Source organism: Microbispora amethystogenes, from assembly GCF_016863015.1.
GTDB classification, from domain to species: Bacteria; Actinomycetota; Actinomycetes; order Streptosporangiales; family Streptosporangiaceae; genus Microbispora; species Microbispora amethystogenes.
This window is the reverse complement of sequence record NZ_BOOB01000015.1, coordinates 68,623-95,115: the sequence shown is the minus strand read 5'-3', so window position 1 is coordinate 95,115 and position 26,493 is coordinate 68,623. Positions and strand designations below refer to the sequence as shown.

Below are 26,493 nucleotides of genomic sequence, written 5' to 3'. Positions count from 1 at the left end.
AGGCGACGGTCAACTGTCCAGGGGAAGGTTCATCGCGATGTCGACCACCTGGCGGTCGGTCAGGATGCCGGTGTAGGCGCGGACGTCGTCGATGTCACCGCCGAAGTAGTCCACGGCCGCGCCGCGGTATCTGGCGCGGCCGATCTGCAGCGCCCCTGCCGCCCATCCGCCCGTGACAGGACGCTGGTCGTTGAGCTGGCCGTTGACGTAGAGGCGGATCTGCTTGGCCTGCTCGTCGTACACGCCCGCCAGGTGGGTCCAGGTGTTGAGCACCGAGCAGTCGACGGGCTCGGCCGAGATGGCGTGCGTCAGGGCGCCGCTGGCGGCGTCGGGGGTCGTCGAGAACGACCAGTGCGGCACCACGGCGCCGTTCTCGGCGATGAGCCGGTAACCGAGATAGAAGGAGCTGTAGGTGGCTCCGTCCTGGGCCAGGACGGTGATCGCGTGGCTCGGCAGCACGCAGGTGTCGTCGCCCGACAGGCGCACCCAGGCCGTCACCGCGTAGCTGTGGTCGGTGCGCAGCGGCGCCGACGGGGTGGCCGCGTAGCCGGTGGTGCCGTCGAGGCTGAGCGCGCCGCCGCCGTCGAAGCCGTCGCCGGCCCAGCCGGCGCCGCCGCCGAGCGCCGCGGGCCAGCGGCTGTCGGTGGAGTTGGCCGCGGTGGCGCCGGCGCCCTCCTCGAACGTCCACCAGCCGCGCTGGATGGGCGGCTGTTTGGCCATCGCGGCGATCTCGTCGCCGAGCGCCGGGTCGTTGACGGTGCGCGGGTCGTCCGAGAGCTCCCGCTTCCAGATCTTCACGTCGTCGACGTCGCCGGCGAAGTTCTCGATGTACGCGCCGTGCGACCGCACCCGGCCGATCTGCAGCGGGCCGGTCGCGTCCCAGGGCGTGTACGGGTAGGGGCCCGTCGTGGACTGGAGGATGCCGTTGACGTACAGGCGCAGTTGCCGGCGCGGGGCGTCGTACACGCCGGCCAGATGGGTCCAGATGCCGGTCGTCGGCTCGGCGTCGCTGAGCGCCCGGACGATGGTCTTGTCGTCGACGTCGGCGTCGAACTTGCTGAAGACCCATCGCTTGGAGCCGGAGGAGTAGTAGAGCTGGAATCCCGTGCCGCGCACGGCGTCCTGGCTGACCACCGTGGAGTTCTTGCTCTTGTCGTTCAGCAGCACCCAGGCCGAGACGCTCAGGCTCCTGTCGGTGTGCACCACCGGGCCGTCCGTGCTGCCGTACCCGGTGCCGCCGTCCAGGCGCAGCCCACCGGCCACGCGGCCACCGGACCAGGTGGCGCCGCCCGCGATCGCCGCCGGGTGTGTCGTCGCCCCGGAGTCGGCCGCCGTGGTGCCCGAGGTCTCGTCGAGCCGCCAGTGTCCCTCCGGGCCGAACCCCGGGTTGACGTAGAAGCTGTAGACGGCGGGGGTCTTGCCGACGTTGCCCGCCTGGTCGACCGCGTAGACGTACAGGGCGTTCAGCCAGTCGTGGCGAGGGGCGAGGCGCACGTTGACGGAGGTCTGCCCGGCGGGGATCTTCACCTGGGTGGCGGCGGTGGCCAGGGCGGGGTCGTCCAGCGCCCATCGGAAGGCCGTCACGTCGCTCTCGCCGTCGCCGGGGGCCAGCGTGAACGCGCCCGCCCAGCCCACGCTGCCCTTCCATTCATCAGGGGTGCCGGCCGGATAGTCGGCGGAGGTCACCTTGGGGAGGGTGGCCGGGTCGATCGTGTCCACGGTGAACTCGCACCACTTGCTCCACGCGCTGGCGTCGGTGCCGTCGTACGCCCTGACCTTGTAGCTGTAGCTGTGACCGGTGACGAGCCCGGCCAGCTTGACCGAGTGGTCGGTGGCCGAGGTGGTGTATTTGTAGGCGGTCCTGCCGCCGCCGGGCAGGGTCGAGGTGATGTCGTCCCACACGCCTGTGGCCGCGTTGTAGTGGTGCATGACGAACTCGGCCCGTACGCCGTCGTTGGCCTTGTCCGGGTCGTAGATGCGGGCCTTGAGCTGGAGCGGGTTGGCCGCGTCCCCGGCGTTCACGGCCGGGCGGGAGGCGCCGGTGACGCAGGGGGTCGCCGGATAGGTGCCGATGCCCGACGGGGCCGCCGGCGGGGTGTTGTAGTCGATCACGAGCTTGGGCGAGCCGCTGAAGCCCTTCCAGCCCCACACGCTGCCCGCGCCGTCGTCGTAGTCCTTCAGCCCGAACGTCGTGTTCGACCAGCCGCTCTTGGCGGCCTTGACGATCGCGGAGGTGACGTCGAACTCGATGCCCTTGTCCGGGCAGGAGGAGCTGTATCCGGCGTCGGAGGCGACGCTGTCCAGATGGCTGCTCCAGGACGGCTGGCGGCTCCAGGTGGTGGACGAGGAGATTCCGCCGGTCAGCCAGATCTGGGCGGCCTGCGGGTCCGATCTGCACCCCCACGACTTTGTCTGGGTGATGCGGAACGTCGCCTTGAGGATGTGCTTGCCGTTGACGTTGTCGGAGTCCATGCGGAAGAACGACCGCTTGACCCCGCTGCCGTAGTAACCGATCTCCGGCGTGTGCGTGGAGTCCGCGTACGACTGCGAGGGATAGGCCTTGTCCACGTAGGTCCAGTGCAGCTTCGACCCCGACCACTGGGGGTCGATGTAGACGGGGTAGACCGTGTCAGGGCCGGTCAGCACCGCAGTGTCGGGCTTCAGGGCCACCCGGTCCCCGGAGACGTCGACGCCCATGGGCGCCTCCTTGGCCTGCTGCCGCGGCCCGGAGACCGCCGGTCCGAGGTCCCTGCCGGAGGAGTCCCACATCCGGGGCCGCGGCGCGTGGAAGACCTCGGCGCCGGAGCCGGTCACGGCGCTCAGGGCCCCGTCCGGCGTCCTGCGCACCGTCAGCCCGTCCGCCCGCGTGCCGAAGGTGAGCCGCGCCAGCGCCGGGTTGGCCGCGGCCTCCCGGGTCTTCACCACCAGCACCTCGGAGTATCCGAGCACCGAGGCGGTCACCTTGAGGTCGACCCCGGGCAGCACCGACGCGTACGTCGCGGTGTCGCCGTCCAGGGCGGGCCTGGGCAGCGTCCCGGGCCAGGTCATGGAGACCGAGCGGCCGCCCTCGCCGATGGTCGCGAGCGGCGCCGTCCCGCCCCCGGAGAAGGACAGGTCCAGCGGCGTGGCGACCGGCCGCACCGTGCCGTCCCCGGCGAAGCGCAGGGTGGTGTCGACGTCGGCCCAGCCGGCGCCGCGCCGCACCCGCTCGGGCAGCGCCGACGTCTCCGAGGTGAGACTGCCGTCGGCGTTGGCGAACGCCTGCCGCGTCTCGGTGCGCAGCGCCAGCACCTCCACCCGCTGCCGCGACGTCCGCGCGAGGTCCAGCGCCTCTCTCTCGGTCGAAGCGACGGCCGGAGTGACGGCCGGAGACGGCGCCGGGGCGGCGACGCTCTCGGCCGTCGCGGGCACGACGGGGCCGGCGTGCACGGGATCGGCATGCACGGGGTCGGTGTGCACGGCGCCGGCCATCAGCAGGGCGGAAGCGGCCACGGCGACGCCGCGCGGGCGAAGGCGCATCGGATCTCCATCAGGCGGGGGGTACGCGCAGAACGCGATGGTTCTCCGCCAGCAGATCAGGAGCGGATCCACTGCCGGTTCACGCGGAATGAACCGGATTGAACCGGGTCGAATCCGGCACCGGGTTGATCCGGGTTCGCGCCGGCTCGGCGGGGTCGGGACCGGCCCGCGGTCCGCGCGGGAAGGCGGGGATCACCCTCGCCGCGTCCTCTCGGCGGACGACCGGCGATAACCTCTCGTGCGGACAAATCGGGAGGTCGCGGTGCCGGAACTGCTGATGGGGCTCAGCCTGGGCCTGGGGGCGGGTGTCATGCCCGGGGCGCTGCTGACGCTCGTCATCACGGCCAGTTTGCGCGGCGGGTTCCGCGCGGGCGTGCGCCTGGCCTGCGTGCCGCTGCTCTCGGACCTGCCCGTGGTGCTGCTCGCCGTGACGGCCGTCGGGGCGCTGCCGGAGGCGCTGCTGCGCGTGCTGTCGGTGTGCGGCGGCCTCTACGTGGTCTATCTGGGCGTGGAGACGCTGCGCGAGGCCCGTACGGCGCTGCCGCCCCGGCCCGGCGAGGACGCGCCGTCCTCGGCGCGGGAGATCCTGCGCGGGGTGGTGGTGAACCTGCTCAACCCGCACCCCTGGCTGTTCTGGATCGCGGTGGGCTCACCGGTGTTCCTCACGGCCTGGGACCGGGCCCCGGCGTACGCGCTGGGCTTCGCCGGGGCCTTCTACCTGGTCCTGGTGGGGTCCAAGGTGGCGCTGGCGGGGGCCGTGGGGGCCGGCAGGAACCGGCTGACCCCCCGCGGCTACCGCCTGCTGCTCGGCGCGAGCGGCGTGCTGCTGGCCGCCGTCGGCGTCGCGCTCATCGCCCGAGGGCTGGCTCCCCGGGCTTACTCCTAGGATTCGCCACCCGGCTCCGCCGGTATCCGTACAGGAAGTAGACGACCGTGCCCACGGCCATCCAGACGAAGAACCGGATCCAGGTCTCCACCGGCAGGTTGAGCATCAGGTAGGCCGAGGCCAGCACCGAGACGATCGGCACCAGCGGCACCAGCGGCGTGCGGAAGGAGCGCGGCAGGTCGGGACGGGTCCTGCGCAGGATCACCACCGCCACCGCGACGATCACGAACGCGAACAGCGTGCCGATGTTCACCAGCTCGGCGATCGCGCTGAGCGGGATCAGCGCCGAGAGCAGCGCGGTCACCACGCCGATGACGACGGTGATCCGGTACGGCGTGCGGAACCTCGGGTGGACCCGGGCGAGGGAGCGGGGCAGCAGGCTGTCGCGGCACATCGCGAACAGCACCCGGCTCTGGCCGAGCATGAGGGTCATCACGACCGTGGTGAGCCCGGCGATGGCCCCCACGCTGATCAGGGTCGCCACCCAGGGCTGGCCCACCGACCGGAACGCGTCGGCGAGCGGGGCCGACTCGCTGAGCTCGGAGTAGTGCTGCATGCCGACGACCACGAGCGAGACCACCACGTAGAGGATCGTGCAGACGACGAGGGAGGCGATGATCCCGATCGGCAGGTCGCGCTGCGGGCGCCGGGTCTCCTCGGCGGCGGTCGCCACGACGTCGAAGCCGATGTAGGCGAAGAACACCAGCGCCGCGGCGGTGAAGACGCCGAAGACCCCGTAGGCGACCGGCTGCACGCCGAACAGCACCTGGATGAGGGGCGCCTTCCACCCGCCGTCGGGAGGAAGCTGGTGCGACGGCGGGACGAACGGCTGGTAGTTGCCCGCCTTGACGAAGAAGAGGCCGGCGATGATCACGAGCAGCACCACGGCCAGCTTGATCGCCACCATGGCGCCGTTGAACCTGATCGACATCTTGATCCCGGCCACCAGCACCCCGGTCAGCAGGAGCACGATCACGGCCGCCGGGATGTTGAAGACGGCGTGGTCACCGGCGAGGGACGGCGGCAGGTCGACGCCGAAGTTCTTCAGCAGCGAGGCGAAGTAGCCCGACCAGCCCGAGGCGACCACCGCCGCGCCGAGCGCGAGCTCCAGCATCAGGTCCCAGCCGATGATCCAGGCCGGGAACTCGCCGATCGTGGCGTACGCGTACGTGTAGGCCGATCCGGCGACCGGGACCGTGGCGGCGAACTCGGCGTAGCACAGGGCCGCGAGCGCGCACACGACCCCGGCGACTACGAAGGAGATCGCGACGGCCGGGCCGGCCGTGTTGCGCGCCGCGACGCCGGTCAGCACGAAGATCCCGGTGCCCACGATGACGCCGACGCCGAAGACCGTCAGGTCGAGGGCACTCAGGGTGCGCCTCAGCCGGTGCTCGCCGCCTTCGGCATCCTCGATGGACTGTTCTACCGGTTTCGTCCGGAAAACGTTCATCCGCAGGCTCCTCACGTCGATGACCTGCAGACTTCCCGGTCGAACCGGTATTACGCATTGTGATCAGTCAGTTGGATGTACCAGCCGCGCCGGGTGGCTCTCCATCACCTGCGAGCGCCGCGCGACGGCCTCGGTGATCTGGCGGGCGAGGTCCTGGCCGGTCAGGCCGACATCGGAGAGGATCTTGGCCCGCTTGGCGTGGTCGAGGAACCGCTGGGGGACGCCGTAGGTCCGCACCGGCACGTCCACGTCGGCGTCGCGCAGCAGGCGCGCGACCGCGTCGCCCACCCCGCCGACCCGGCCGTTGTCCTCCACCACCGCGACCAGCCGGTGCGCCGAGGCGGCGAGCACGAGGGCCTTGTCGAGCGGCTTCACCCAGCGCGGGTCGACCACCGTGGCCGAGATGCCCTGCGCGTCGAGCAGGGTCGCGGCCTCCAGGCAGATCTCCGCCATCGGGCCGACCGCGACGAGCAGCACGTCGGCGTCCCCGGCGCGCAGCACGTCCATCTCGCCGAGCTTGCCGACCGCGTCGACGTCGGCGGGCAGCGCGCCCTTGGGAAAGCGGACCACCGTCGGGCCGTCCTCGACCCTGACCGCCTCGGCGAGCAGCTCGCGCAGCCGCGCGCCGTCGCGGGGGGCGGCCACCGACAGCCCGGGGACGACCTGGAGGATCGACAGGTCCCACATGCCGTTGTGGCTCGGCCCGTCGTCGCCGGTCACCCCGGCCCGGTCGAGCACGACCGTGACCGGCTGCCGGTGCAGCGCCACGTCCATCAGAAGCTGGTCGAAGGCCCGGTTGAGGAAGGTCGCGTAGACCGCGACCACCGGGTGGAGCCCGCCGAACGCGAGCCCGGCGGCGCTGGTCAGGGCGTGCTGCTCGGCGATGCCCACGTCGTAGATCCGGTCCGGGTACGCCTCGGCGAACGCCGCCAGGCCGGTGGGGTGGAGCATCGCGGCGGTGATCGCGACGACGTCCTTCCGCTCCGCGCCGATCTTCACCATCTCGTCGCCGAACACGTTGGTCCAGCTGTGCGGCCGGGGCCGCTCCTCGCCGGTCTCGACGTCGAACGGCTGCGGCGAGTGGAAGCAGTCCTCGTCGTGGTTCTCCGCGTGCGCGTAGCCGTTCCCCTTGCGGGTGAGCACATGCACGATGACGGGCCCGCGGAAGGCCCGGGCGCGGCGCAGGGCCGCCTCCACGGCGCCCTCGTCGTGACCGTCGATCGGGCCGACGTACTTCAGCCCGAGGTCCTCGAACATGGCCTGCGGGGTCAGGATGTCCTTCAGGCCCTTCTTCATGCCGTGCAGCGTGTCGTACAGCGGCGTGCCGACCACCGGGACCCGGCCGAGGTTGTTCTTCACGAGCTCCAGCACGTGCTCGTACCCCTGGGTCATCCGCAGGGACGACAGGTGCGAGGCGAGGCCGCCGATCGTCGGCGAGTAGGAGCGGCCGTTGTCGTTGACCACGATGATCAGCGGCAGGTCCCTGCGCCCGGCGATGTTGTTCAGCGCCTCCCAGGCCATCCCGCCGGTCAGCGCGCCGTCGCCGATCAGCGCCACCACCGTGCGGTCGGTCTCGCCGCCCAGCACGAACGCCTTGGCGAGCCCGTCGGCGTACGACAGGACGGTGGAGGCGTGGGAGTTCTCGATGAAGTCGTGCTCGGACTCGGCCCGGCTGGGATACCCCGACAGGCCGCCCTCCTGACGCAGGGTGCCGAACGACCCGGCCCGGCCGGTCAGCAGCTTGTGCACGTACGACTGGTGGCCGGTGTCGAACAGGATCGGGTCGCGGGGCGAGTCGAAGACCCGATGCAGGGCGATGGTCAGCTCGACCACCCCCAGGTTGGGGCCGAGGTGGCCGGCGGTCTTCGCGACCGTGGAGACCAGCACGTCGCGAATCTCCTCCGCCAGCGCGGGCAGCTGCCCTGCCTCGAGGTGCTTCACGTCGAGCGGGTCCTTGATCGTCTCCAGAATCCCCACCGTGCATCCTTCCCGCTCGCCATCGAACGGATCGAGTCTAGTTCGACGGAGGCCGGGTGTTACCAGGGGTCGCACTGAACCTCCACAGACCTTCTCCGTAACGACATCTATTCCGCTTTACCCGTCGCCGCCTCCTGCCCTACTCTCAAGATCTTGCGAGGGAGTCCGCTTTGAGGCGTTCGAGCCCCTCGCCACCTTCTGTGACCCTGTTTCTCTGTCCGCTGGGGATGCCCACTCATGATTCGCATAAGCCTCCGCGCTGCCGCCGTCACTGTCACGACTGCGGCCACGGCGGCGGCCACCGTCCTCTCCCTCGCCGGCCCGGCGGGCGCCGCCCCGGGCAAGGCCGCCCGGCCCATGCCCATGGGCCAGGCCGCGCTGACGGCCAACCCCCTGTACAAGACGGGCGAGTTCGACTTCCCCGAGTGCTCGGAGCTGTCCCGCCGCCCCGACGACCTGGACACCTACCGGGTCTACCTCGACCATCTGCTCGACTGCCTCAACAAGTCGTGGACCGAGGAGTTCCGGCAGGCCGGGCTGAGGTTCTCCCCGCCGAAGGTGCGCTACATCACCAAGAGCGTGCCGACGGGCTGCGGCAAGTACCCCGCGGGCTACGCCGCGGGCCTGTACTGCCCCAAGAACGACACCATGTGGATCCTGCTGTACAAGTCGCAGCTGTCCGACCCCACCGAGTTCAACCTGTTCACGGTCATCGCCCACGAGTACGGCCACTACGCGCAGGACCGCGCCGGCATCCTGCCGGAGGTCTACCGGCGCTACCGCACGGTGAGCAAGAAGCGGGCCTACGACCTCACCCGCCGCGTCGAGCTCCAGGCCGAGTGCTTCTCCGGCGCCTTCATCGGCAGCGTGTGGCACTCCCTCGGCCGTGACGAGTTCGACTTCGAGGAGCAGCTCGACTGGATCACCGGCGACGCCGCGCACGGCAAGGCCCGGAGCATCCGCTACTGGCTCAAGCGTGGCTGGTACGGCAACGGCCCGAAGGCGTGCGACACCTTCAGCGCCCCCGCCCGCACGACCGCCTGACAGTTCCCCGCCCGACAGGTCCCTCAGGCGGGGCCGAGGCGGGACAGCGCCTCAAGGGGGTCGGCGAGCACCTGCGTGAAGGCCAGTTCGGCGGCCCCCATCAGCGTCGCGTCGTCGCCGAGCGCCGTGGTGCGCAGCCGCAGCCGCTCCCGCGCCGCCGACAGCGTCCCGGTGGCGATCCGGCTGCGCACCTGGGCCGCCGAGCCGAGGTAGATCTCCCTGAGGATGCCGCCGAAGACGACCATCTCGGGGTTGAAGACGTTCACGAGGTTGGCGACGCCGATGCCGAGCCAGCCGCCCACGTGGGCGAGGGCCTCCTGGGCCCGCACGTCGCCCCGGTCGGCCGCGTCGACCACGGCCCGGACCGCGTCTCTGCCGATCATCTCGCCGTACCGGCCGGCGTGCTCCATCAGGGCGGGCTCCCCCACCTCGGCCTCCAGGCAGCCGCGGGAGCCGCAGCCGCACCGGCGGCCGTCGGGGTTGACCACCATGTGGCCCACCTCGCCGCCATAGCCGCCGTGCCCGCCGAGAAGCTGGCCGTTCACGATGATGCCGCCGCCGATGCCCACGTCGCCGTGCAGGTAGACGAGGTCCCGGCAGCCGATCCCGATCCCGCGGGTGTGCTCGGCGAGCGCGCCGAGGTTCGCCTCGTTGCCCACCGCCACCGGCATGCCGAGCGCGAGGCGCCGGGTCAGCTCCTCGCGCAGCGGTGTCTCCACCGCGCCGATGTTCGGCCCGAGCCTGACCACTCCGTCGGAACGGCGGACCACGCCGGAGACGCCCGCCGCCGCGCCGACGCAGATCGTGTCCTCCCGCGTTCTGCGCCGCATCTGCCGGGCGAAGCCCGCCAGGGTGCCCGCGACCTGCGCCAGGTCGAACGGCCCGCGCTCCCGCCTGGTCTCCCGCCGGTCGAGGACCACGCCGCCGAGGCCGATGCGGGCGGCGGCCAGCCGGTCCACGCCCACGTCGAAGGCGAGCACGTAGACGCGGGCGGTCTCCGGCCGGACGACCAGCGACGGCCGCCCCGCCCTTCCGGTGTCCCTGGGCAGCTCCTCCCGGACGAGCCCGGCCGCCGTGAGATCGGCCGTCAGCGCCATGATGGTGCTGCGGTTGAGCCCCATCAGCGAGGTCAGCTCGGCCCGCGAGGTCGGCCCTCCCACGTGGACGTGCCGCAGCAGCGTCCCGAGGTTGTGCTTGCGGATCTCCTCCTGTGAGGGACCTGCGCGCATCATCGGAACAGCCTCGGACTTCCGTGGGGGGTGGGCAGAGGCCGGAGGGCCTCTGGGGATGGATCGGAGAGCGGAGCCCGCCCTGTCAGCGGCCGGTCGCCGCCGAGCGCTTGCGTGACAGCGCGTCCACGCCCGCGGCGAGCAGGAGGACCGAGCCGGTCACGACGAACTTGACGCCGGCGCTGTAGCCCATGAGGCCCATGCCGTTCTCGATGACCGCGACCACCGCGCCGCCGAGCACCGCGTCGAGCGCCCGGCCCTTGCCGCCGAAGAGGCTGGTGCCGCCGATGACGGCCGCGCCCACCGCGAACAGCAGCACGTTGCTGCCGCCCGTGTTGGGGTCGACCGAGTTGGCCCGGGACGCCGCGATGATGCCGCCGATCGACGCCATGAAGGAGCAGATGACGAAGGCGGAGATGCGGATGCGGTCGACGTTGATGCCGGCCCGGCGGGCGGCCTCGGCGTTGCCGCCGACGGCGTAGATGTGCCGGCCGTACGCCGTGCGCCGCAGCACGAAGGTCCAGATGATCAGCAGGATCACGATCAGCGGCACGACGATCGGCACGCCCTTGAGCGACACGATGGCCGTGCGGCTGCGCTCCAGGTTGAGCATGTACACCGCGGCGCCCGCGATGACGGCGAGCGCCGCGACGCGGGCGGCGATCACCGCCATGGGCGCGGCGACCAGGCCGCGCGCGGCCCGGCGGCGCGCCTGCACGAGCTGGAGGGCGGCGTAGGCGGCGACGCCCACGGCGGTGGCGATCCAGCCGGCGGCCGGCGGCACGTTCTTGTTGGCGATCGCGAGGACGGTCTCGTCGCGGATCGAGATGTTGGTGCCGTTCTTCACCAGCAGCAGCACGACGCCCTGGAAGGCGAGGAACGCGGCCAGGGTGACCACGAAGGACGGGATGCCGAGCTTGGCCACCAGCGACCCGAGGACCAGGCCGATGACCGCGCCGGTGACCATCGCGGTGAGGACCGCGAGGTACCAGGGCCAGCCCTGGAAGGTCAGCAGCACGGCGAGCACCGCCGCGCAGACGCCGCTCGCGAAGCCCGCGGACAGGTCGATCTCGCCGAGGAGCAGCACGAAGATCAGGCCCATGGCGATGACGGCGACCGCCGCGCCCTGGGTGAACAGGTTGGCGAAGTTCAGCGCGGACAGGAACGACGGCCGCAGGACCGCGAAGACCACGCACAGGATGATGAGACCGAAGACGGCGGGGAGCGCGCCCAGCTCACCGCCGCGCACCCGCTCGATATAGCCCTTGACGTGCGAGCCGATCGCGGAGTCGGCGTTCTCCTGCTTGGGGAGCGTTTCGGTTGTCATGATGCCGCTCCGATGCCGTTCCCGATGCCGAGCTCCCCGCTGCGCCCGGAGGTGATGAGTTCCACGACCTGCGAGTGGGTGACCTCGGAGGCCTTCACCTGGGCCGCCATCCGTCCCAGGTAGAGCGCCGCGATCCGGTCGGACACGGCGAAGACGTCGTTCATGTTGTGCGAGATGAGCACCACCGCGAGGCCCCTGTCGGCCAGGCGGCGGACCAGCTCCAGCACCTGGGCGGTCTGCGCCACGCCGAGGGCGGCGGTCGGCTCGTCGAGGATGACGACCTTGCTGTTCCACAGCACGGCCTTGGCGATCGCCACCGTCTGCCGCTGGCCGCCGGAGAGGCTGGAGACGTGCTGGCGCAGCGACTTCACGGTCCGTACGGAGAGCCCGGCCAGGGTCTTGGCCGCCATCTCCTCCATCGTGTCCTCGTCCAGGACCAGCCCGCTCTTGCGCTCGCGGCCCAGGAACATGTTCTGCACGATGTCGAGGTTGTCGCAGAGCGCGAGGTCCTGGTAGACGATCTCGACACCGAGCTCCGCGGCGTCCCTGGGCCCGCTCACGTGGACCCGCTCGCCCTCGAAGAGGTACTCGCCCGAATCGATCGGGTGGATTCCGCCGATGCACTTGACCAGCGTTGACTTGCCGGCGCCGTTGTCGCCGACCAGTGCGGTCACCTCTCCCGGATGGACCGAGAAGGCGACGTCGTGAAGGACCTGCACGGGGCCGAAGCTCTTGTTGATGCCGCGCAGTTCCAGGATCGGTCCCTGGGACACGATGGGCTACTCCGTAGATCGATGGGCCGTCACGGCGCCGTCCTCCGGGCCGCCTCTCGTCGCTCCGGGCGGTGCGGGGCGCCCCGGGGTGGGGCGCCCCGCACGGTGCTCGTCGCGGCTCAGCTGGTCACCCCTCAGGGGTTCGCGTCGCCGTACGCACCCGGTGGGTGGGGTCGATTAGCTGATGCCGGCCTCTTTGCACTTGTCGGCGAACTCGCCGGTGCACAGCTCGTCCTTGGTCACGAAGCCGTCGTTGACGACGTCCTTGACGTTGTCGAAGTAGATGGCCTGCGGGTCCAGCAGCACCGACGGCACGTCCCGGTTGCCCTCCGGGTCCTTGACGGAGCCGCTCACCGAGGGCTGCTCACCCTTGGCGAGGCCGATGGCCAGCTGGGAGGCGGCGTCGGCCTCCTTCTTGATGGCCTTGTAGACCGTCATGCACTGGTCGCCGGCGAGGATGTTCTGCAGGCCCTGCACGGTCGCGTCCTGGCCGGTGACCGGGACCTTGCCGTTCAGGTTCTGCTTCTTCAGCACCGAGATCGCGGCGTTGCCGAGACCGTCGTTGGCGGAGAGGACACCCGCGATCTTCGGCTCCTGGGTCAGCATCTGCTCGAAGATCGTGCCGGCCTGGGTGTTGTCCCAGTCCGGAACCGACTGGTCCGGGCCCTTCTTGTAGTCGCCCGAGTCGTACTTCGGCTTGAGGACGCTGTCGTAGCCCTCCTTGAACAGCGTGGCGTTGTTGTCGGTCGGCGAGCCGTTCAGCTCCGCGATGATCGGCTTGTCGGCCTTCTTGTCGGTCAGGCACTTGACCAGGCCCTCGCCCTGCAGCTGGCCGACCTTGTTGTTGTCGAACGACACGTAATAGGCCGCGCTGCCGCCCAGCGTAAGGCGGTCGTAGTCGATCGTGGCGACGCCCTGCGACTTGGCCTTGTCGAGCACGGCCTTGCCGGTGCCGCTGTCGAGGTTGACGATCATCAGGACGGTCGCGCCGTTGGTGATCATCTGGTCGGCGATCGTCTGGAAGGCGGACTTGTCGCCCTGCGCGTTCTGGATGTCGTACTGGACACCCGCCGTCTTGAAGGCCTCCTCCAGGTACTTGCGGTCGGCGGTCTCCCACCGGGCGGAGGACTTGCTGTCCGGGAGGATGACGCCGATCTTGCCGGCCTTGGCGTCGCCCGCAGCGGAGGGCGCGGCGCTGGAGCCGCTATCGGCGGAGGTGTCACCGCTCTCGCCCCCGCAGGCGGTGAGACCGAGGGTGAGCGCCGCGGCGGCGGCGCCGATGCTGAGGATCCCCTTGCGCATGATGCGTGGGTCCTTTCTCTGACTGGGGGTCTATGAGGGGGTGCGGCCGAGCCCGCGCCGTCCCGACGTCTTCGCAGATCCTTCGGGGTCGAGGCGCTCCGGCCACCCGGTACGGCAGTGGCCGGGTCACGGCGTTCACCGCTCCAGGGAATGTTGTTTGAGACAACGTAAGCCCAAAGCCCAGGTGGTGAAAGACACAGGACGGTAACGTTTGTTGCCCGCGGTAACAATCAAGAAACGTGGGATCAACACATGAAGGCGCCCGTCCGCCCGGCCGAGGCCGGGTGGACGGGCGCCGGTCCGGCGCGCGCCGGTGTCAGCGGATGCCGATGGTGCGGCTCCCGAGAACCTTCGGGGTGGTGGCGGGGCCGCCGCCGAGGAGTGCCTGCCGGAGACATGGGATGTATCTGGTAGGCGGACAGTACGAACCACCGTTTCCACCGTCAAGCGACCGCACTGCGGCGGACCGGGGACGGCGGCGCGCGGCGCGTGGCCGCCACGCCCGGCAGAGGGAGCGCGCACCACGGCGGCGGACATCGTCCCTCGTCAGAGAGCCCCTACAGCACGGGCCCGCCGGGCCGGAGGTCCCGGCGGGCCCGTGGACACGGCCGCGAGAGCCGTGAAACGTACATCTCCCACCTTCTGGGCACATGTGTGCCCGAGGCTTACCTCACCCCTCCGATGTGTCATACACATCTATCATGGGATGTATAGGCTCTGTCGCTCAGTCCTTCAAGCCGTAGACCCGAGTCGCCGTACCCCGGAAGACGGCCTCGCGCTCGGCGTCCGGCAGCCCGGCGTCCGCGAGCAGCGCCGAGACGGTCTCGGACCAGCGGGAAAGGGAGCCGGCGAGGAGGCAGACCGGCCAGTCGGAGCCGAACATCAGGCGGCCGGGGCCGAAGGCGTCGAGCGCCACGTCGACGTACGGCCGCAGGGCGGCGGCGTCCCAGTCGTCCCAGACCGCCTCGGTGATGAGGCCGGAGAGCTTGGCCGTCACGTTGGGCTCGGCGGCGAGCTCGCGGACGAGCCCCGCCCAGGGCTCGATCTCTCCGGTCGCGACCGGTGGTTTCGCCAGGTGGTCCAGGACGAAGCTCAGCTCCGGGAGGGCGCGCACGGTCTCGATCGCGGCGGGCAGCTGGTGCGGCACGACGAGCAGGTCGTAGACGAGCCCGGCCGCCGCCACCTCCCGCAGTCCCGCGCGCACGTCGTCCCTGGCGAGCCAGCGCGGATCGGCCTCGCCCTGCACCAGGTGGCGGATCCCGCGCAGCAGGCCGCCGCCGGGCGAGGCGGCCAGGTCGGCGAGCTCGGCGGCGAGATCGGGCCGGGTCAGGTCGGCCCATCCCACCACCCCGGCGACGGTCCGCGATGCCACCGCCAGCGCGAGGAACTCGCGCGTCTCGTCGGCGTCGGGCAGGACCTGGACGAGGACGGACCGGCCGACGCCCGCCCCGTCCGCGGCCGCCGCGTAGTCGGCGACGGTGAAGTCGCGGTGGATCGGAGCCATCCGCGGGGGCTCCAGCCACGTCTGCGGGCGCCGGGACAGGTCCCACAGGTGGTGGTGGGCGTCGATCCGGGCGGCGGACGTCCCGGCAGCGGTGGCGGGAACGGCCGCCGCGGCGGGCTCAGGAGCGGTCTCAGGAGCTATCTCAGAAGCGGTCACAGTGCGTCGTAGGCCTCTCGTGCCAGTTCCCTCAGTGGTTTGCCGGTGGCCTCGGCCAGCGCGGCGAGATCGTCGTACTCGGGCTTGACCCCCCACGGCCCGTGCTTCATCCGCACGTCCCGGCCGTGCAGGCGCACGGTCTCGAAGTGCCGGGGCAGTGCGACCTTCTCGACCACGCTGCGCCGCAGGCCCAGGCTGCCCGTCTCGGCGAGGACCAGGTGCTGCAGCTCGCCGGCCAGCTCGGGGGGCGTGAGCACGTGCAGGACGTGCGCGGGGCGGCCCTTCTTCATCACGGCGGGGGTGACCCACGCGTCGGCCGCGCCCGCCGCCAGGGCGCGCTCGACGACGTGCCCGAGCACCTCGCCCGTCACGTCGTCGAGGTTCGTCGACAGGACGACCTGGCGGCCGGGCCCCGTCACCGGTTCCGGCTCGGCCACGGGCTCACCGACCATGGCGACGGTGACGTTGGGCCGGTCGGGCAGCACGCGCCCGCCCGCGCCGTACCCGGTGGAGCGCAGCACCATCTCCGGAGCCGGGCCGTACGTCGTGCCCGCGGCGCCCAGCAGGGCCGCTCCGGTCGGGGTGACCGCCTCCCCCGCCTCCCCGCCCCGCACCCGCGCCCCCTTCAGCAGGGCGAGCGTGGCGGGGGCCGGGACGGGCAGCACGCCGTGCCGCGTGTGGACGACTCCGGCGCCCAGGGGCAGCGGCGCGCAGTGCACGCGCGTCACGCCGAGGTCGCGCAGCGCCGCCGCGCAGCCGACGATGTCGACCAGCGTGTCGTGCCCGCCGAGCTCGTGCAGGTGCACCTCGGCGACCGGCTCGCCGTGCAGCGCCGCCTCGGCCTCGGCGATCGCGGTCAGCGCGGCCTCTGCGACCGGCAGCCCGGCGCGGGCCGCCATCGCGAGCAGTTCGGCGGCGCGGCGCTCGGTGGCGTCGTCGTCCACCGTCACCAGCGCCCGGGTGGCGGTCAGCGCGCCGGTGCGCACCCGCTCGGCGTCGAGCCGCCAGCCGGTCAGGCCGGTCGCGGCGACCGCCCGCCGTACGGCGTCGAGCGAGGCGCCGGCGTCGAGCAGCGCGCCGAGCAGCATGTCGCCCGCGAGCCCGGTGAACGGGTTCAGGTAGCAGAGCATCAGGCCTCCTCGCCCGCCGGGGACGCCCTCCTGGTCAGCCGGTACGCGGCGAGGGCGGCGCCGAAGCCGGAGTCGATGTTCACCACGGTCAGCCCGGCGGCGCAGGAGGTGAGCATGGCCAGCAGGGCCGTCACGCCCTCCAGCGCGGCGCCGTACCCGGTCGAGGTGGGCACCGCGATCACCGGCGTCTCGACGAGCCCGCCGACGACGCTGGCGAGCGCGCCCTCCATGCCGGCGACGACGATCACGCAGTCGGCCGCGCGCAGGTCGCCGGCCGCGGCGAGCACCCGGTGCAGCCCGGCCACCCCGACGTCCCTGATCAGGACGGTCCGCAGGCCCAGCGCGGCCGCGACGGCCGCCGCCTCGGCCGCGACCGGGCCGTCCGCCGTGCCCGCCGTGACCACGGCCACGGTGTGCGCGACCGGCGGCGCGGGCCGCCAGACCAGCAGCCGGGCGTCGGGGTCGTACGCGCCGCCGGGGACGTGTTCGCGCACCTCGGCGGCCGGGCCGGGGTCGACCCGCGTCACCAGGACCGGGCCGGTGTTCCGGGCGAGCAGCGCGGTGACGATCCCGGCGATCTCGCCCACCCGCTTGCCGGGGCCGTACACGATCTCGGGCAGCCCCTGCCGCGCCTCGCGGCCGAGGTCCACGCGGGCGTAGCCGAGGTCGAGCGCCTCACTCATGCCTGGTACGCCTCGCTCATGCCGGTACGACGTACCCGACGGTCAGCAGGAGGTTGGCGTAGAGCCGGTCGTCGCCGGTCGCCACCGCGAACGCGACGTCGGGCTCCTTCGCGGCCTCGTAGAAGCCGAACCTGGGCAGGACCTGGAGCGGCAGGCCCGGGCCGAGCAGGTCGCGGTAGCGGGCCCACACGCCGGGCTCGCCGCCCTCGTCGGGCCGCATCGCGTGCACGGCCTCCAGCGGTACGGCGTCCACCAGGAGTTCAAGGATGTCGTCCACGCGGACCAGCCCGGGGCGCAGGTTGAGGTGGATCACCGGGGCGCCGGCCCGCACGTTGGTGGCGTGGGCGTAGTTCGCGTCGGCGAGCAGCACGCGCGAGCCGTGCCCGGTCGCCGCGAGGGCGGCCAGCAGCGGCGGGTGGATCAGGGGATAGCGGAGCACGCTCACTCTCCCGCGAGGTAGGGGATGGTCATCGGCCCTTCCGGCAGCACGCACACCCGCCCCGGCAGGGCGCGCACGGTGGCGCCGACGTCCTCGGTCCGCTCCAGGTGGGCGGCGGCCAGGTCGGCGTCGCCGAGGAAGTCCGTGTGCATGATCACCCGGGCCCGCCGCTGGATGCGCGCCTGGATCTGCACCTGCCACTGGTCGGGGATGGTCTCGGTGCGGCGGGAGATCTCCTCGAACAGAGCGTCGGGCGAGGCCGCCGAGGTGAGCACCTCGCGGTAGGAGCCGTGGTCGGGGAACCCGTCCCGGCACTCGGCCGCGCAGATGATCGTCCCGCCGGGCCGGACGACCTGGGCGGCGGCGCTCATGCCCTTCACCGACTGGTAGAGGTTCTGGTCCAGCGGGAAACCGGCGTTGGTGGTGACCACCACGTCGAACGGCTCGGCGACCGGCCGCATCGCGGCGGCGCGGGCCGCGGCCGTGGCGGCGGCGTGCATCGGCGCGAGGTCGCCGCCGAACGCCCGGACGATCTTCTGCTCCCGGTTCAGCACGACGTCGAGCGCGAAGGTGACGCCGGTCGCCGCGGCGATCGCGCGGACGTCGTCGTGGACGGGGTTGCCCTCGATGACCCCCCACGTCGCCCGGGGGTCGCCGATGCGGGCCGCGTCGTGCAGGGTGAGCACGGTCTCCAGGGCGGCGAGGCCCGGCGCGACCAGCTTGGCGCCGCCGGAGAACCCGGCGAAGAAGTGCGGCTCCACGAACCCCGTCGTGATCCGCACGTCGGCGTCGGTCCACTCGCGGTTCAGCCAGACCGGCACGTCCTTGCCGTGCCGCCCCATCCACCGCAGCGACGACGCGTCGCGCGCGTCGTGGTTGACGATCCGTACGGCGTCCACGACCTCGTCGCCGAACATCGCGCGCAGTTCCTCGGGGGTGTTGCCGCGGTGCGTGCCGGTGGCGACCAGGATCACCACGTCGCCGAGGTCGACGATGCCGTCCAGCTCGTCCAGGATCGCGGGGATCATCAGGTGCCTGGGCTGGGGCCGGGTCCCGTCGCAGGCGGAGATCGCCACCGTCTGGCCGGGGCGCACCCGCTCGCGCAGCGGTGGTCCCGCGACGGGCTCCCGCAGGGCCCGCCGCAGCTCGGCGGCCTCGTCCGGGACGGCCGGCCGGGCCACCGGCGTGATCACGGTGGTCCGGTCCCCGGGAAGGTCGACGGTCAGGCCGTCGGCGCCGTAGGCGAGGTCAACCCGCATGGCCCAGGCCTTCGAGATCGTCCCAGAGCGCGTCGGGGATGTCCGCCGCCGCCAGCTCCAGGTCCTCGGTGATCTCCTCCGCGGTGCGCGCGCCGATCAGGACGTTGGTCACGGCCGGATGCCGGTGCGGGAACCGCAGCGCCGCCGCCGGGAGCGGCACGCCGTACGACGCGCAGACGCGGGCCATCTCGCGCGCCCGGTCGAGCACCTCGGGCGGGGCGGCGGCGTAGTCGTAGGTGCCGCCGCCGGCCAGGACGCCGCTGTTGAACACCCCGCCCACGACGACGGAGACGCCGCGCCGCGCGCACTCGGGCAGCAGCTCCTCCTCCGCCGACCGGTCGAGCAGGGTGTAGCGCCCGGCCACGAGGACCGCGTCGACGCCGGTCTCCCGGACGAACCGGGTCAGCATCGCGGTCTGGTTCATCCCGGCGCCGATCGCGCCGACGACGCCCTGGTCGCGCAGCTCGGCCAGGGCCGGGAACGCCTCCCCCGCGGCCTGCTCCCAGTGCTCGTCGGGGTCGTGGATGAACACCATGCCGAAGTGGCCGAGCCCGGTGCGCCGCATGCTGTCCTCCAGCGAGCGCAGCACCCCGTCGCGGCTGTAGTCCCGCACCCGCACGTACTGCGTGCGGCCGGGGAAGCCGTCCTCCTCGCCCTCACCGGGCACCAGGACGCGGCCGACCTTGGTGGAGACGACCGCCTCCCCCGCGCCCCCACCGGGCAGGCCGCGCAGGAAGCGCCCGAGGCGCTCCTCGGCGAGGCCGGTGCCGTAGTGCGGCGCGGTGTCGAAGTAGCGGACGCCCGCCTCCCACGCGGCGGCCAGCGTCCGCTCGGCCTGCTCCTCGTCCACCTGCGCGAACAGGCCGCCCAGCGGCGCGGTGCCGAGCCCGTACGGCCCGAGGGACACCTTCACGAGCCCACCGGCCGCAGTCGCAGGCCGGCCATGCCGCCATCCACGGCCAGCTCGGTCCCGGCGGTCGACCCCGCCCTTGGGCTGGCGAGGTACGCGACGGCGTGGGCGACCTCCTGCGCCGACACCAGCCGGCCGTGCGGCTGGCGGGCGGCCAGCGCGGCCCGTTCGGCGGCCGGGTCGGGGGCGGCGTCCAGCAGCCGCCCGACCCAGGGGGTGTCGACGGTGCCGGGGTTCACGCAGTTGACGCGGATGCCCTCGCGGATGTGGTCGGCCGCCATCGCGCGGGTCAGCGCGAGCACCGCCCCCTTGGACGCGGAGTACAGCGCCCGCTGCGGCAGCCCCGCGGTGGCGGCGATCGAGCAGGTGTTGACGATCGCCGCGTGCGGCGACTCCCGCAGGTGCGGCAGGGCCGCCCGGGTGACGCGGACGATCCCGACGACGTTGAGATCGAACACCCGCAGCCATTCGGCGTCGTCGTTGTCGGCGACCGTGCCCGCCGCGCCGATGCCCGCGTTGTTCACCAGCACGTCGATCCGGCCGTACCGCTCGGCGACCGCCGCGACCGCCCGCCGTACGGAGGCGTCGTCGGTCACGTCGCACGTGAACTCGGTGTCCTTGAGGTCGAGCACCGCGACCCGGGCGCCCCGCGCGGTCAGCTCCTCGGCGACCGCCCTGCCGATGCCCGAGGCGCCGCCGGTGACCACCGCCACCAGCCCCTCGAACTCGCCGCCGGCGCCGCCCTCGGTCTCGCTCATGCCTGTCCCATCCGCTGGCGCTGCCGGCCGAGGCCGTCGACCTCCACCTCTACTACGTCGCCCGCGCGCAGGTAGGCCTCCGGTCCGCGGCCGAGCGCCACGCCCGCGGGGGTGCCGGTGTTCACCACGTCGCCGGGGTCCAGCACCATGAACTGGCTGAGGTACCAGATCACGTGGTGCACGCCGAAGATCTGGTTCTTGGTGTCGCCGTTCTGGCGCTGCTCGCCGTTCACCCACAGCCGCAGGCCGAGCGCCTGGGGGTCGCCGACCTCGTCGGGCGTCACCAGCCAGGGGCCGAGGGGGTTGAAAGTTTCACACGACTTGCCCTTGTCCCACTGGCCGCCGCGCTCGTTCTGGAACTCCCGCTCGGAGACGTCGTTGGAGATCGCGTACCCCGCGATCACACCGGCGGCCTCCTCCGGGGAGGACAGGTAGCGGGCGGTGGCGCCGATGACGACGGCCAGCTCGACCTCGTAGTCGGTCTTCACGCTCAGGCGCGGCACCAGGACCTCGTCGTCGGGCCCGACGACGGTGTTGGACGCCTTCATGAAGACCACGGGCTCGGCCGGGAGGGCGGCTCCGGTCTCCTCGGCGTGGTCGGAGTAGTTCAGGCCGATGCAGACGACCTTCCCCGGCCTCGCCACCGGCGCTCCGATCCGCTCGTACGGCTCCGCCTCGGGCAGCGAGCCCTCCGCCAGGGCCGTCCGCACCCGGTCGACGCCTCCTCCCGCGAGGAACGCGCCGTCGATGTCCGTCGTCAGTGACGACAGGTCCAGCACCCGGTCGCCGGGGCCCATGACACAGGGCCGCTCAGAACCCGGCGGACCCACCCGCAACAGCTTCACGATCTGTCTTCTCCGACTGGTTCACAGGGGCAAGTGTGATGCCGAGCCTGTCAGATTCATCGGGTTGAAGTAAAGCCGTTGATTGGGATATTTGCCGACTTACTTGACCTGAGGTGGACGTGACCATACTGTTCGAATCACATTCATCGGATCATTTGGAGTTCGCCCATGCCGACGATCACCTCGGTGAACGTGATCGACATCAGGTTCCCGACCTCCGCGACGCTCGACGGGTCGGACGCCATGAACCCGGACGGCGACTACTCCGCGGCGTACGTCGTGTTGCAGACGGACAGCGACCTCGCCGGGTACGGCCTGACGTTCACCATCGGACGTGGCAACGACCTGTGCGTGACCGCCGCCCGGCAGATCGGAGCACGGCTCCAAGGGTGTGACGTCGACGAGCTGGCCGGGAACCTCGGCGGTCTCTACCGCCAGATCATGTCCGACAGCCAGATGCGCTGGCTGGGCCCGGAGAAGGGGGTGGTGCACATCTCCGCGGCGGCCGTGCTGAACGCCGCCTGGGACCTCGCCGCCCGCCGGGCCGGCAAGCCGTTGTGGCGGTTCGTGGCGGACATGACGCCCGAGGAGCTGGTCGCGGCCTGTGACTTCCGCTACCTGTCCGACGTGCTGACCCCGGACGAGGCCGTCGAGATGCTGGCCCGGCTCGCCCCGACCCGCGAGGAGCGGATCGCCGAGCTCGCCGCGCACGGCTACCCCGGCTACACCACCACACCGGGCTGGCTCGGCTACGACGACGACAAGCTGCGCCGCCTGTGCCGCGAGGCGGTCGCCGACGGCTGGACCCACGTCAAGCTCAAGGTCGGCGCCAACCTGGAGGACGACGTACGCCGCCTCGCGATCGCCCGCGAGGAGATCGGCGACCTGACCCTCATGATCGACGCCAACCAGGTGTGGGACGTGCCCCAGGCCATCGAGTGGGTGAACCGGCTGGCGCCGTACGAGCCGCTCTGGATCGAGGAGCCGACCAGCCCCGACGACGTGCTCGGCCACGCGGCCATCCGCAAGGCGATCGCGCCCGTCGGCGTGGCCACCGGGGAGCACGCGCACAACCGGGTCATGTTCAAGCAGCTCCTGCAGGCCGGGGCGATCGACTTCTGCCAGATCGACTCGTGCCGGCTCGCCTCGGTCAACGAGATCGTGCCGATCCTGCTGATGGCGGCCAAGTTCGGTGTGCCCGTCTGCCCGCACGCGGGCGGGGTGGGCCTGTGCGAGCTGGTCCAGCACATGTCGGTCGTCGACTACGTCTGCGTGAGCGGCAGCCTGGAGGGGCGCGTCCTGGAGTACGTCGACCACCTGCACGAGCACTTCGTCGACCCGGTCCACATCGACCGGGGCCGTTACCGGCTGCCCGACGCGCCCGGCTACAACGCCCGCATGCACGACGAGTCCGTCGCCGGCTACCGCTACCCTGACGGGCACCGCTGGGGAGGCTGACGTGGAGTCCGGCACGAAGGCTGGCATGGAGGCTGGCATGGAGGCTGACGTAAGGGTGGACGACGCCACTGATCAGGCCGCCGACGACGCGCTGGAGAGGCTGACGGCCCGGCTGCGCCGGGAGGAGGCGGTCGTCGTGGCGTACTCCGGCGGCGCCGACTCCGCGCTGCTCGCCTTCGCCGCCGCCCGGGTGCTCGGGCGGCGGGCCCTCGCCGTCACCGCGGTCTCCCCCAGCCTGGCCGCCTCCGAGCGGGCCGCCGCCCGCGCGTTCGCGCGGCGCCACGGCCTGGCCCACCTGGAGGTGTGCACCGACGAGGCCGAGCGGCCCGAGTATGCCGCCAACGGCGCCGACCGGTGCTACCACTGCAAGTCGGCGCTCTTCGACGCCGTCGCGCCGCTGGCGGCCGCGATGGGCGCCCGGGTCGCCCTCGGCACGAACCTCGACGACCTCGGCGACCACCGCCCGGGGCAGCGGGCCGCGGCCGAGCGCGGAGCCATCGCGCCGCTGGTGGACGCCGGGCTGACCAAGGCCGGCGTCCGCCTGGTCAGCCGCAGGCTCGGGCTGGTCACCGCCGACAAGCCCGCCGCGCCGTGCCTGGCGTCGCGGGTGAGCTACGGCGACCCGGTCACGCCCGAGGTGCTGGCCAGGGTCGAGGCCGCCGAGGCCGCGCTGCGCGGCCTCGGCTTCCCCGTGTGCCGGGTGCGCGCGCACGCGGGCGGCACGCTCGCCCGGGTGGAGGTGCCGCGGGACGAGATCCCGCGCGTGACCGAGGCGCGCGAGCGCGTCGACGCCGCCGTCCGCGGCGCCGGCTTCACCTTCTGCTCGCTGGATCTCTCAGGCTTCGCGTCCGGGCGCCTGAACGCCCTGCTGCCGCTGCTCCCCTCCTGACGGCCCATTTACAGGCGCGAGGGCGACCACGCGGGTGCGGGCTCCGTCGAGGGCGAGCCGGAAGACCGGCGCGATCGTCCCGCCGAAGGCGGCCCGCGCCTCGGCGGCCCCGGCCCGCCAGGGGTCCGCGCCGACGGCGGTGGACCGGTAGTTGACGAAGCTCACGACGCGCAGATCGGGCAGCACCAGCCAGGCGTACGCCTGGTCGGGGTCCTCCGGGGGATTGGCGGCCACCAGCCCCGACCCGTTGAGCGGCGCGTACGGCCCGGTCAGGCGGGGCGCGACGAAGCCGTAGAGCCCGGTGGGCGCGCTTCCCGGCGGATGGAACGAGTGGCGCTGGGTCGAGAAGAACAGGTAGTAGGACGAGTCGCGGACCACGACGTGCGGCCGTTCGAGCTCGTGGCTGACGCCGTCGGCCACGAGGAGGGGAGGCAGCAGCGACCAGCCGCCGTCCCGCGCTTCGGCGAGGGCCACCGCGCCCATGTAGCCGCCATCTCCGCCATGGTCGCCGTCTCCGCCGTCTCCGGCTTCTCCGCTCGCGGGCGCGGCGACGGATGCCGCGACGAGGAGATACTCGCGCCCGTCGGCCGGGTCGCGGAACCAGCCCGGGTCGCGGAAGGCCCTGATCCGCCCGGGCCCTCCGTCGATCTCGTCGGCCGGCAGGTAGATCGGGCCGTCCGAGCGGAGGACCTCGCGGTGCCCGGCGGCCCGGTCGAGCAGGACCCGGCCGCCTTCGGCGACGACCACCGCGGGCCGGGCCTCGACGACGGTCTGGACGAACGTCGGGCGTGCCTCGCCCCGCCGCCCGGCGGCCGTGTAGAAGACCGACACGGTGCCGTCGGGGCGGCGGACCGCCGATCCGGACCACTCGCGGCTGCCCGGCGACGCGCCGTCGGCGAACGCGGGCCCGAGGTCGTGCCAGTCCTCGCCGTCCCTGGCGAGCAGCCTGATCCGGGCGTGGTCGTGACGCTCCTCCGGGTGTCCGGCGGCGGGCGCGGAGAGCGCCATCCACAGCTCGCGGCCGAGGACCACGGACGTCGAGCCGTCCTCCTCCTGGATCGGCCACAGGTCCCAGACGTCGTCGCCGGGCAGCACCCGCGGCGGGGCGGGAGTGCGGGCGGGCGGCGCCGTCGCGTCCGGGCCGGTGGTCATCAGGTCGAGATGCCGCCGCGTCCAGCGCGCGGGGCCGTCGTCGTTCACGCGGTCATCCCTTCAGCGAGCCCTGCAGCAGAGCCGTGACGAAGCGGCGCTGGAAGATCAGGAAGATGGCGAGTGTGGGGGTCAGGATCAGCAGCGAGCCGGCGCACAGCAGCGGCATGTCGGTGCCCCACTGTCCCTGGAAGGCGCCCAGGGCGCCGGACATCGTCCGTTTCAGCGGGTCGTCGACGAGGACGATGGCCAGCAGGAACTGGTTCCAGGTCCACAGGAACAGCAGGATGGCGAGGGACGACAGCGCCGGCATGGCCAGCGGCACGTGGATGCGCCAGAAGAGCTGCCAGAGGTTCGCCCCGTCCATCCGTGCGCTCTCGGACAGCTCGTCGGGCATGTTCACGAAGTGCGCCCGCATCCAGAACACCGCGAACGGCATGAACAGCCCGATGAGCGGCAGGATGATGGCCCACCTGGTGTTCAGCAGGCCCATGTCGCGCACCTGGTAGTACAGCGGCGTGATGATGCCCTCGAAGGGGAGCGTCAGCCCGAGCACGAACGTCAGGAACACCACGTTGCGTCCCGCTATGCGGAGGTGGCCGATGGCGAAGCCCGCCAGCGTCGCGAGGAGCAGCGACACGGGCACCACGCCGAGGACGATGAGCGTGCTCGACTTCACCAGTTCGCCCATCCGCGCGACCTGGAAAGCCGTGACGAAGTTGCCCCAGTGCGGGTCGGCGGGCCAGTCGAGACCGGACGGGTAGCTGCCCCGGGGATGCAGGGCCGTGACGAACAGGCTGGCGAACGGCATGAGCGTGGCCGCCATCAGCAGGACGAGCAGCACCCTCCCGCTCCACGTCTCCCCGCGTCCGACGATCATGAGGATCTGTCCTTCGTGAGCCACTGGATGGGAAGGGCGACGACGATGACGAGCACCATGAGCACGACGGCGAGCGCGGAGGCCGTGCCCACCTGCCGTTCGGAGAAGGCAAGGTAGTAGATCTCCAGGCCGGGGACCATCGTCGTGTTCCCCGGGCCGCCCTGGGTCGCGACGTACACGATGTCGAAGCTCGCCAGGGCCGCGATCACGGTCACCGTGACGCAGACGCCGATCTCCTGCCGCAGGCTCGGCACGGTGATCGAGACGAACTCGCGGACCGGCCCGGCGCCGTCCATCCGGGCCGCCTCGTACAACGCCGGGTCGATCTTGCTCATGCCGGACAGGAGCAGGATCGTGCACAGGCCGAGGAGCACCCACGCGCCGATCACGCCGACCGCCGGCAGGGCGGTGGAGAAGTCGCCCAGCCAGGCGCGCGTCACGCCGCCGAGACCGATGCGCGACAGCAACTGGTTGACCAGGCCGGTGGACGACAGCAGCCAGCTCCACGCGATGCCCGCCGCGACGAGCGGGATGACCTGCGGCAGGAACAGGACCGTCCGGGCGGCCAGCGCGAGCCGGCTCGCGGCGATCCGCCGGATCGTCGAGGCGATCACGAGGCCGAGCACGACCGGGATCAGACTGAAGAAGACGATCAGCTTGACCGCGTTGAGGATGGTCGCGAACAGGTCGGGGTCGGTGAACACCTTCCCGTAGTTGCTCAGCCCGGCCCAGGTGGACGAGCCGATGCCGTCCCAGCGGTACACCGAGTACTGGAAGGTGAGGGCGATCGGCCGCAGCACGAAGACCGCGTAGACGGCCAGCGCCGGGGCGACGAACAGCCAGCCGACCCAGCTCGGGGTGCGGAGCCCCGCCGCGCGGGCGGGGCCCGGCCTTCTCGTCTTCGGAGTCCGCCGTGCCATCGGCGC

Annotated in this window: 22 protein-coding genes; 4 read left to right on the top strand and 18 right to left on the bottom strand. The window is 72.2% G+C overall.

Annotation, left to right across the window (positions count from 1 at the left end; genetic code table 11):
• Nucleotides 1–9 precede the first annotated feature (9 nt).
• Nucleotides 10–3,519 carry a LamG-like jellyroll fold domain-containing protein gene (locus Mam01_RS11480; protein WP_204285348.1) on the bottom strand — a complete coding sequence of 1,170 codons (3,510 nt, stop codon included), beginning with the start codon at nucleotides 3,517–3,519 and terminating at the stop codon, nucleotides 10–12.
• 262 nt (nucleotides 3,520–3,781) lie between these two features.
• Between Mam01_RS11480 and Mam01_RS11475 the strand changes: the two genes are divergently transcribed.
• Nucleotides 3,782–4,405: a LysE family translocator gene (locus tag Mam01_RS11475; protein ID WP_204285347.1), complete on the top strand. Its 624-nt coding sequence runs from the start codon at nucleotides 3,782–3,784 to the stop codon at nucleotides 4,403–4,405.
• On the opposite strand, the gene Mam01_RS11470 is transcribed toward Mam01_RS11475, so the two are convergent.
• The gene (locus Mam01_RS11470) at nucleotides 4,368–5,855 is read right to left on the bottom strand and encodes an amino acid permease (RefSeq protein WP_275408948.1); all 1,488 of its coding nucleotides are present in this window, start codon (nucleotides 5,853–5,855) and stop codon (nucleotides 4,368–4,370) included. The genes Mam01_RS11475 and Mam01_RS11470 overlap by 38 nt on opposite strands.
• A 63-nt stretch (nucleotides 5,856–5,918) precedes the next feature.
• Nucleotides 5,919–7,832 carry a 1-deoxy-D-xylulose-5-phosphate synthase gene (gene dxs / locus Mam01_RS11465; protein WP_204285346.1) on the bottom strand — a complete coding sequence of 638 codons (1,914 nt, stop codon included), beginning with the start codon at nucleotides 7,830–7,832 and terminating at the stop codon, nucleotides 5,919–5,921.
• Nucleotides 7,833–8,069: 237 nt separating this feature from the next.
• Here dxs and Mam01_RS11460 point away from each other — a divergent pair, with 237 nt between their 5' ends.
• A complete protein-coding gene (locus Mam01_RS11460; RefSeq protein ID WP_204285345.1) occupies nucleotides 8,070–8,876 on the top strand; it encodes a neutral zinc metallopeptidase in 807 nt (268 codons plus the stop codon).
• 23 nt (nucleotides 8,877–8,899) lie between these two features.
• On the opposite strand, the gene Mam01_RS11455 is transcribed toward Mam01_RS11460, so the two are convergent.
• The 12 genes from Mam01_RS11455 to Mam01_RS11400 form a co-directional block, all read right to left on the bottom strand.
• Complete coding sequence (locus Mam01_RS11455; protein ID WP_150932605.1) at nucleotides 8,900–10,105, bottom strand: ROK family transcriptional regulator; 1,206 nt, start codon at nucleotides 10,103–10,105, stop codon at nucleotides 8,900–8,902.
• Between the two features lie 85 nt (nucleotides 10,106–10,190).
• On the bottom strand, nucleotides 10,191–11,432 hold the full coding sequence (locus Mam01_RS11450) for a sugar ABC transporter permease (RefSeq protein WP_150931875.1): 1,242 nt from the start codon (nucleotides 11,430–11,432) through the stop codon (nucleotides 10,191–10,193).
• Complete coding sequence (locus Mam01_RS11445; RefSeq protein WP_150931877.1) at nucleotides 11,429–12,205, bottom strand: ATP-binding cassette domain-containing protein; 777 nt, start codon at nucleotides 12,203–12,205, stop codon at nucleotides 11,429–11,431. Before Mam01_RS11445 ends, Mam01_RS11450 begins: the two co-directional genes overlap by 4 nt.
• Nucleotides 12,206–12,382: 177 nt before the next feature.
• Nucleotides 12,383–13,507 carry a sugar ABC transporter substrate-binding protein gene (locus tag Mam01_RS11440; RefSeq protein ID WP_150931879.1) on the bottom strand — a complete coding sequence of 375 codons (1,125 nt, stop codon included), beginning with the start codon at nucleotides 13,505–13,507 and terminating at the stop codon, nucleotides 12,383–12,385.
• 724 nt (nucleotides 13,508–14,231) lie between these two features.
• Nucleotides 14,232–15,167: an amidohydrolase family protein gene (locus Mam01_RS11435; RefSeq protein WP_239101227.1), complete on the bottom strand. Its 936-nt coding sequence runs from the start codon at nucleotides 15,165–15,167 to the stop codon at nucleotides 14,232–14,234.
• Nucleotides 15,164–16,297, bottom strand: coding sequence for a nickel pincer cofactor biosynthesis protein LarC (gene larC, locus Mam01_RS11430; RefSeq protein WP_204285344.1), 1,134 nt, complete (start codon nucleotides 16,295–16,297; stop codon nucleotides 15,164–15,166). Before larC ends, Mam01_RS11435 begins: the two co-directional genes overlap by 4 nt.
• Nucleotides 16,297–16,980, bottom strand: coding sequence for a nickel pincer cofactor biosynthesis protein LarB (gene larB, locus Mam01_RS11425; protein ID WP_204285343.1), 684 nt, complete (start codon nucleotides 16,978–16,980; stop codon nucleotides 16,297–16,299). The genes larC and larB overlap by 1 nt, the downstream gene beginning before the upstream one ends.
• Nucleotides 16,981–16,996: 16 nt before the next feature.
• Complete coding sequence (locus tag Mam01_RS11420; RefSeq protein ID WP_204285342.1) at nucleotides 16,997–17,419, bottom strand: RbsD/FucU family protein; 423 nt, start codon at nucleotides 17,417–17,419, stop codon at nucleotides 16,997–16,999.
• Between the two features lie 2 nt (nucleotides 17,420–17,421).
• On the bottom strand, nucleotides 17,422–18,678 hold the full coding sequence (gene larA / locus Mam01_RS11415; RefSeq protein WP_204285341.1) for a nickel-dependent lactate racemase: 1,257 nt from the start codon (nucleotides 18,676–18,678) through the stop codon (nucleotides 17,422–17,424).
• Complete coding sequence (locus Mam01_RS11410) at nucleotides 18,668–19,591, bottom strand: aldo/keto reductase (protein ID WP_150931892.1); 924 nt, start codon at nucleotides 19,589–19,591, stop codon at nucleotides 18,668–18,670. The genes larA and Mam01_RS11410 overlap by 11 nt, the downstream gene beginning before the upstream one ends.
• Nucleotides 19,588–20,346 carry an SDR family NAD(P)-dependent oxidoreductase gene (locus Mam01_RS11405; protein ID WP_204285340.1) on the bottom strand — a complete coding sequence of 253 codons (759 nt, stop codon included), beginning with the start codon at nucleotides 20,344–20,346 and terminating at the stop codon, nucleotides 19,588–19,590. The genes Mam01_RS11410 and Mam01_RS11405 overlap by 4 nt, the downstream gene beginning before the upstream one ends.
• Nucleotides 20,343–21,191, bottom strand: a complete 849-nt coding sequence (locus Mam01_RS11400) for a fumarylacetoacetate hydrolase family protein (protein ID WP_150931896.1) — start codon at nucleotides 21,189–21,191, stop codon at nucleotides 20,343–20,345. Before Mam01_RS11400 ends, Mam01_RS11405 begins: the two co-directional genes overlap by 4 nt.
• A 168-nt stretch (nucleotides 21,192–21,359) precedes the next feature.
• Between Mam01_RS11400 and Mam01_RS11395 the strand changes: the two genes are divergently transcribed.
• A complete protein-coding gene (locus Mam01_RS11395; RefSeq protein ID WP_204285339.1) occupies nucleotides 21,360–22,649 on the top strand; it encodes an L-fuconate dehydratase in 1,290 nt (429 codons plus the stop codon).
• A 37-nt stretch (nucleotides 22,650–22,686) separates the two neighbouring features.
• A complete protein-coding gene (larE, locus tag Mam01_RS11390) occupies nucleotides 22,687–23,538 on the top strand; it encodes an ATP-dependent sacrificial sulfur transferase LarE (protein WP_204285338.1) in 852 nt (283 codons plus the stop codon).
• Here larE and Mam01_RS11385 read toward each other — a convergent pair.
• From Mam01_RS11385 to Mam01_RS11375, 3 genes are read right to left on the bottom strand one after another with little or no spacing between them, the layout of a single operon-like run.
• Nucleotides 23,485–24,738, bottom strand: a complete 1,254-nt coding sequence (locus Mam01_RS11385) for a glycoside hydrolase family 68 protein (RefSeq protein WP_204285337.1) — start codon at nucleotides 24,736–24,738, stop codon at nucleotides 23,485–23,487. The two genes, larE and Mam01_RS11385, sit on opposite strands and share 54 nt — an antisense overlap.
• Before the next feature lie 4 nt (nucleotides 24,739–24,742).
• On the bottom strand, nucleotides 24,743–25,567 hold the full coding sequence (locus Mam01_RS11380) for a carbohydrate ABC transporter permease (RefSeq protein WP_204285336.1): 825 nt from the start codon (nucleotides 25,565–25,567) through the stop codon (nucleotides 24,743–24,745).
• Entirely contained in the window at nucleotides 25,564–26,487 is a 924-nt protein-coding gene (locus Mam01_RS11375) for a carbohydrate ABC transporter permease (RefSeq protein ID WP_204285335.1), read from the bottom strand. Before Mam01_RS11375 ends, Mam01_RS11380 begins: the two co-directional genes overlap by 4 nt.
• Between the last annotated feature and the right edge of the window lie 6 nt (nucleotides 26,488–26,493).

Bases quoted from the DNA above. Each gene is read 5' to 3' on its own strand.
- Mam01_RS11480 (WP_204285348.1), bottom strand. From the start codon at position 3,519: ATGCGCCTTCGCCCGCGCGGCGTCGCCGTGGCCGCTTCCGCCCTGCTG.
- Mam01_RS11470 (WP_275408948.1), bottom strand. From the start codon at position 5,855: ATGAACGTTTTCCGGACGAAACCGGTAGAACAGTCCATCGAGGATGCC.
- Mam01_RS11460 (WP_204285345.1), top strand. From the start codon at position 8,070: ATGATTCGCATAAGCCTCCGCGCTGCCGCCGTCACTGTCACGACTGCG.
- Mam01_RS11455 (WP_150932605.1), bottom strand. From the start codon at position 10,105: ATGCGCGCAGGTCCCTCACAGGAGGAGATCCGCAAGCACAACCTCGGG.
- Mam01_RS11450 (WP_150931875.1), bottom strand. From the start codon at position 11,432: ATGACAACCGAAACGCTCCCCAAGCAGGAGAACGCCGACTCCGCGATC.
- Mam01_RS11440 (WP_150931879.1), bottom strand. From the start codon at position 13,507: ATGCGCAAGGGGATCCTCAGCATCGGCGCCGCCGCCGCGGCGCTCACC.
- larC (WP_204285344.1), bottom strand. From the start codon at position 16,297: ATGCTCTGCTACCTGAACCCGTTCACCGGGCTCGCGGGCGACATGCTG.
- larB (WP_204285343.1), bottom strand. From the start codon at position 16,980: ATGAGTGAGGCGCTCGACCTCGGCTACGCCCGCGTGGACCTCGGCCGC.
- larA (WP_204285341.1), bottom strand. From the start codon at position 18,678: ATGCGGGTTGACCTCGCCTACGGCGCCGACGGCCTGACCGTCGACCTT.
- Mam01_RS11405 (WP_204285340.1), bottom strand. From the start codon at position 20,346: ATGAGCGAGACCGAGGGCGGCGCCGGCGGCGAGTTCGAGGGGCTGGTG.
- Mam01_RS11395 (WP_204285339.1), top strand. From the start codon at position 21,360: ATGCCGACGATCACCTCGGTGAACGTGATCGACATCAGGTTCCCGACC.
- larE (WP_204285338.1), top strand. From the start codon at position 22,687: ATGGAGGCTGACGTAAGGGTGGACGACGCCACTGATCAGGCCGCCGAC.
- Mam01_RS11380 (WP_204285336.1), bottom strand. From the start codon at position 25,567: ATGATCGTCGGACGCGGGGAGACGTGGAGCGGGAGGGTGCTGCTCGTC.
- Mam01_RS11375 (WP_204285335.1), bottom strand. From the start codon at position 26,487: ATGGCACGGCGGACTCCGAAGACGAGAAGGCCGGGCCCCGCCCGCGCG.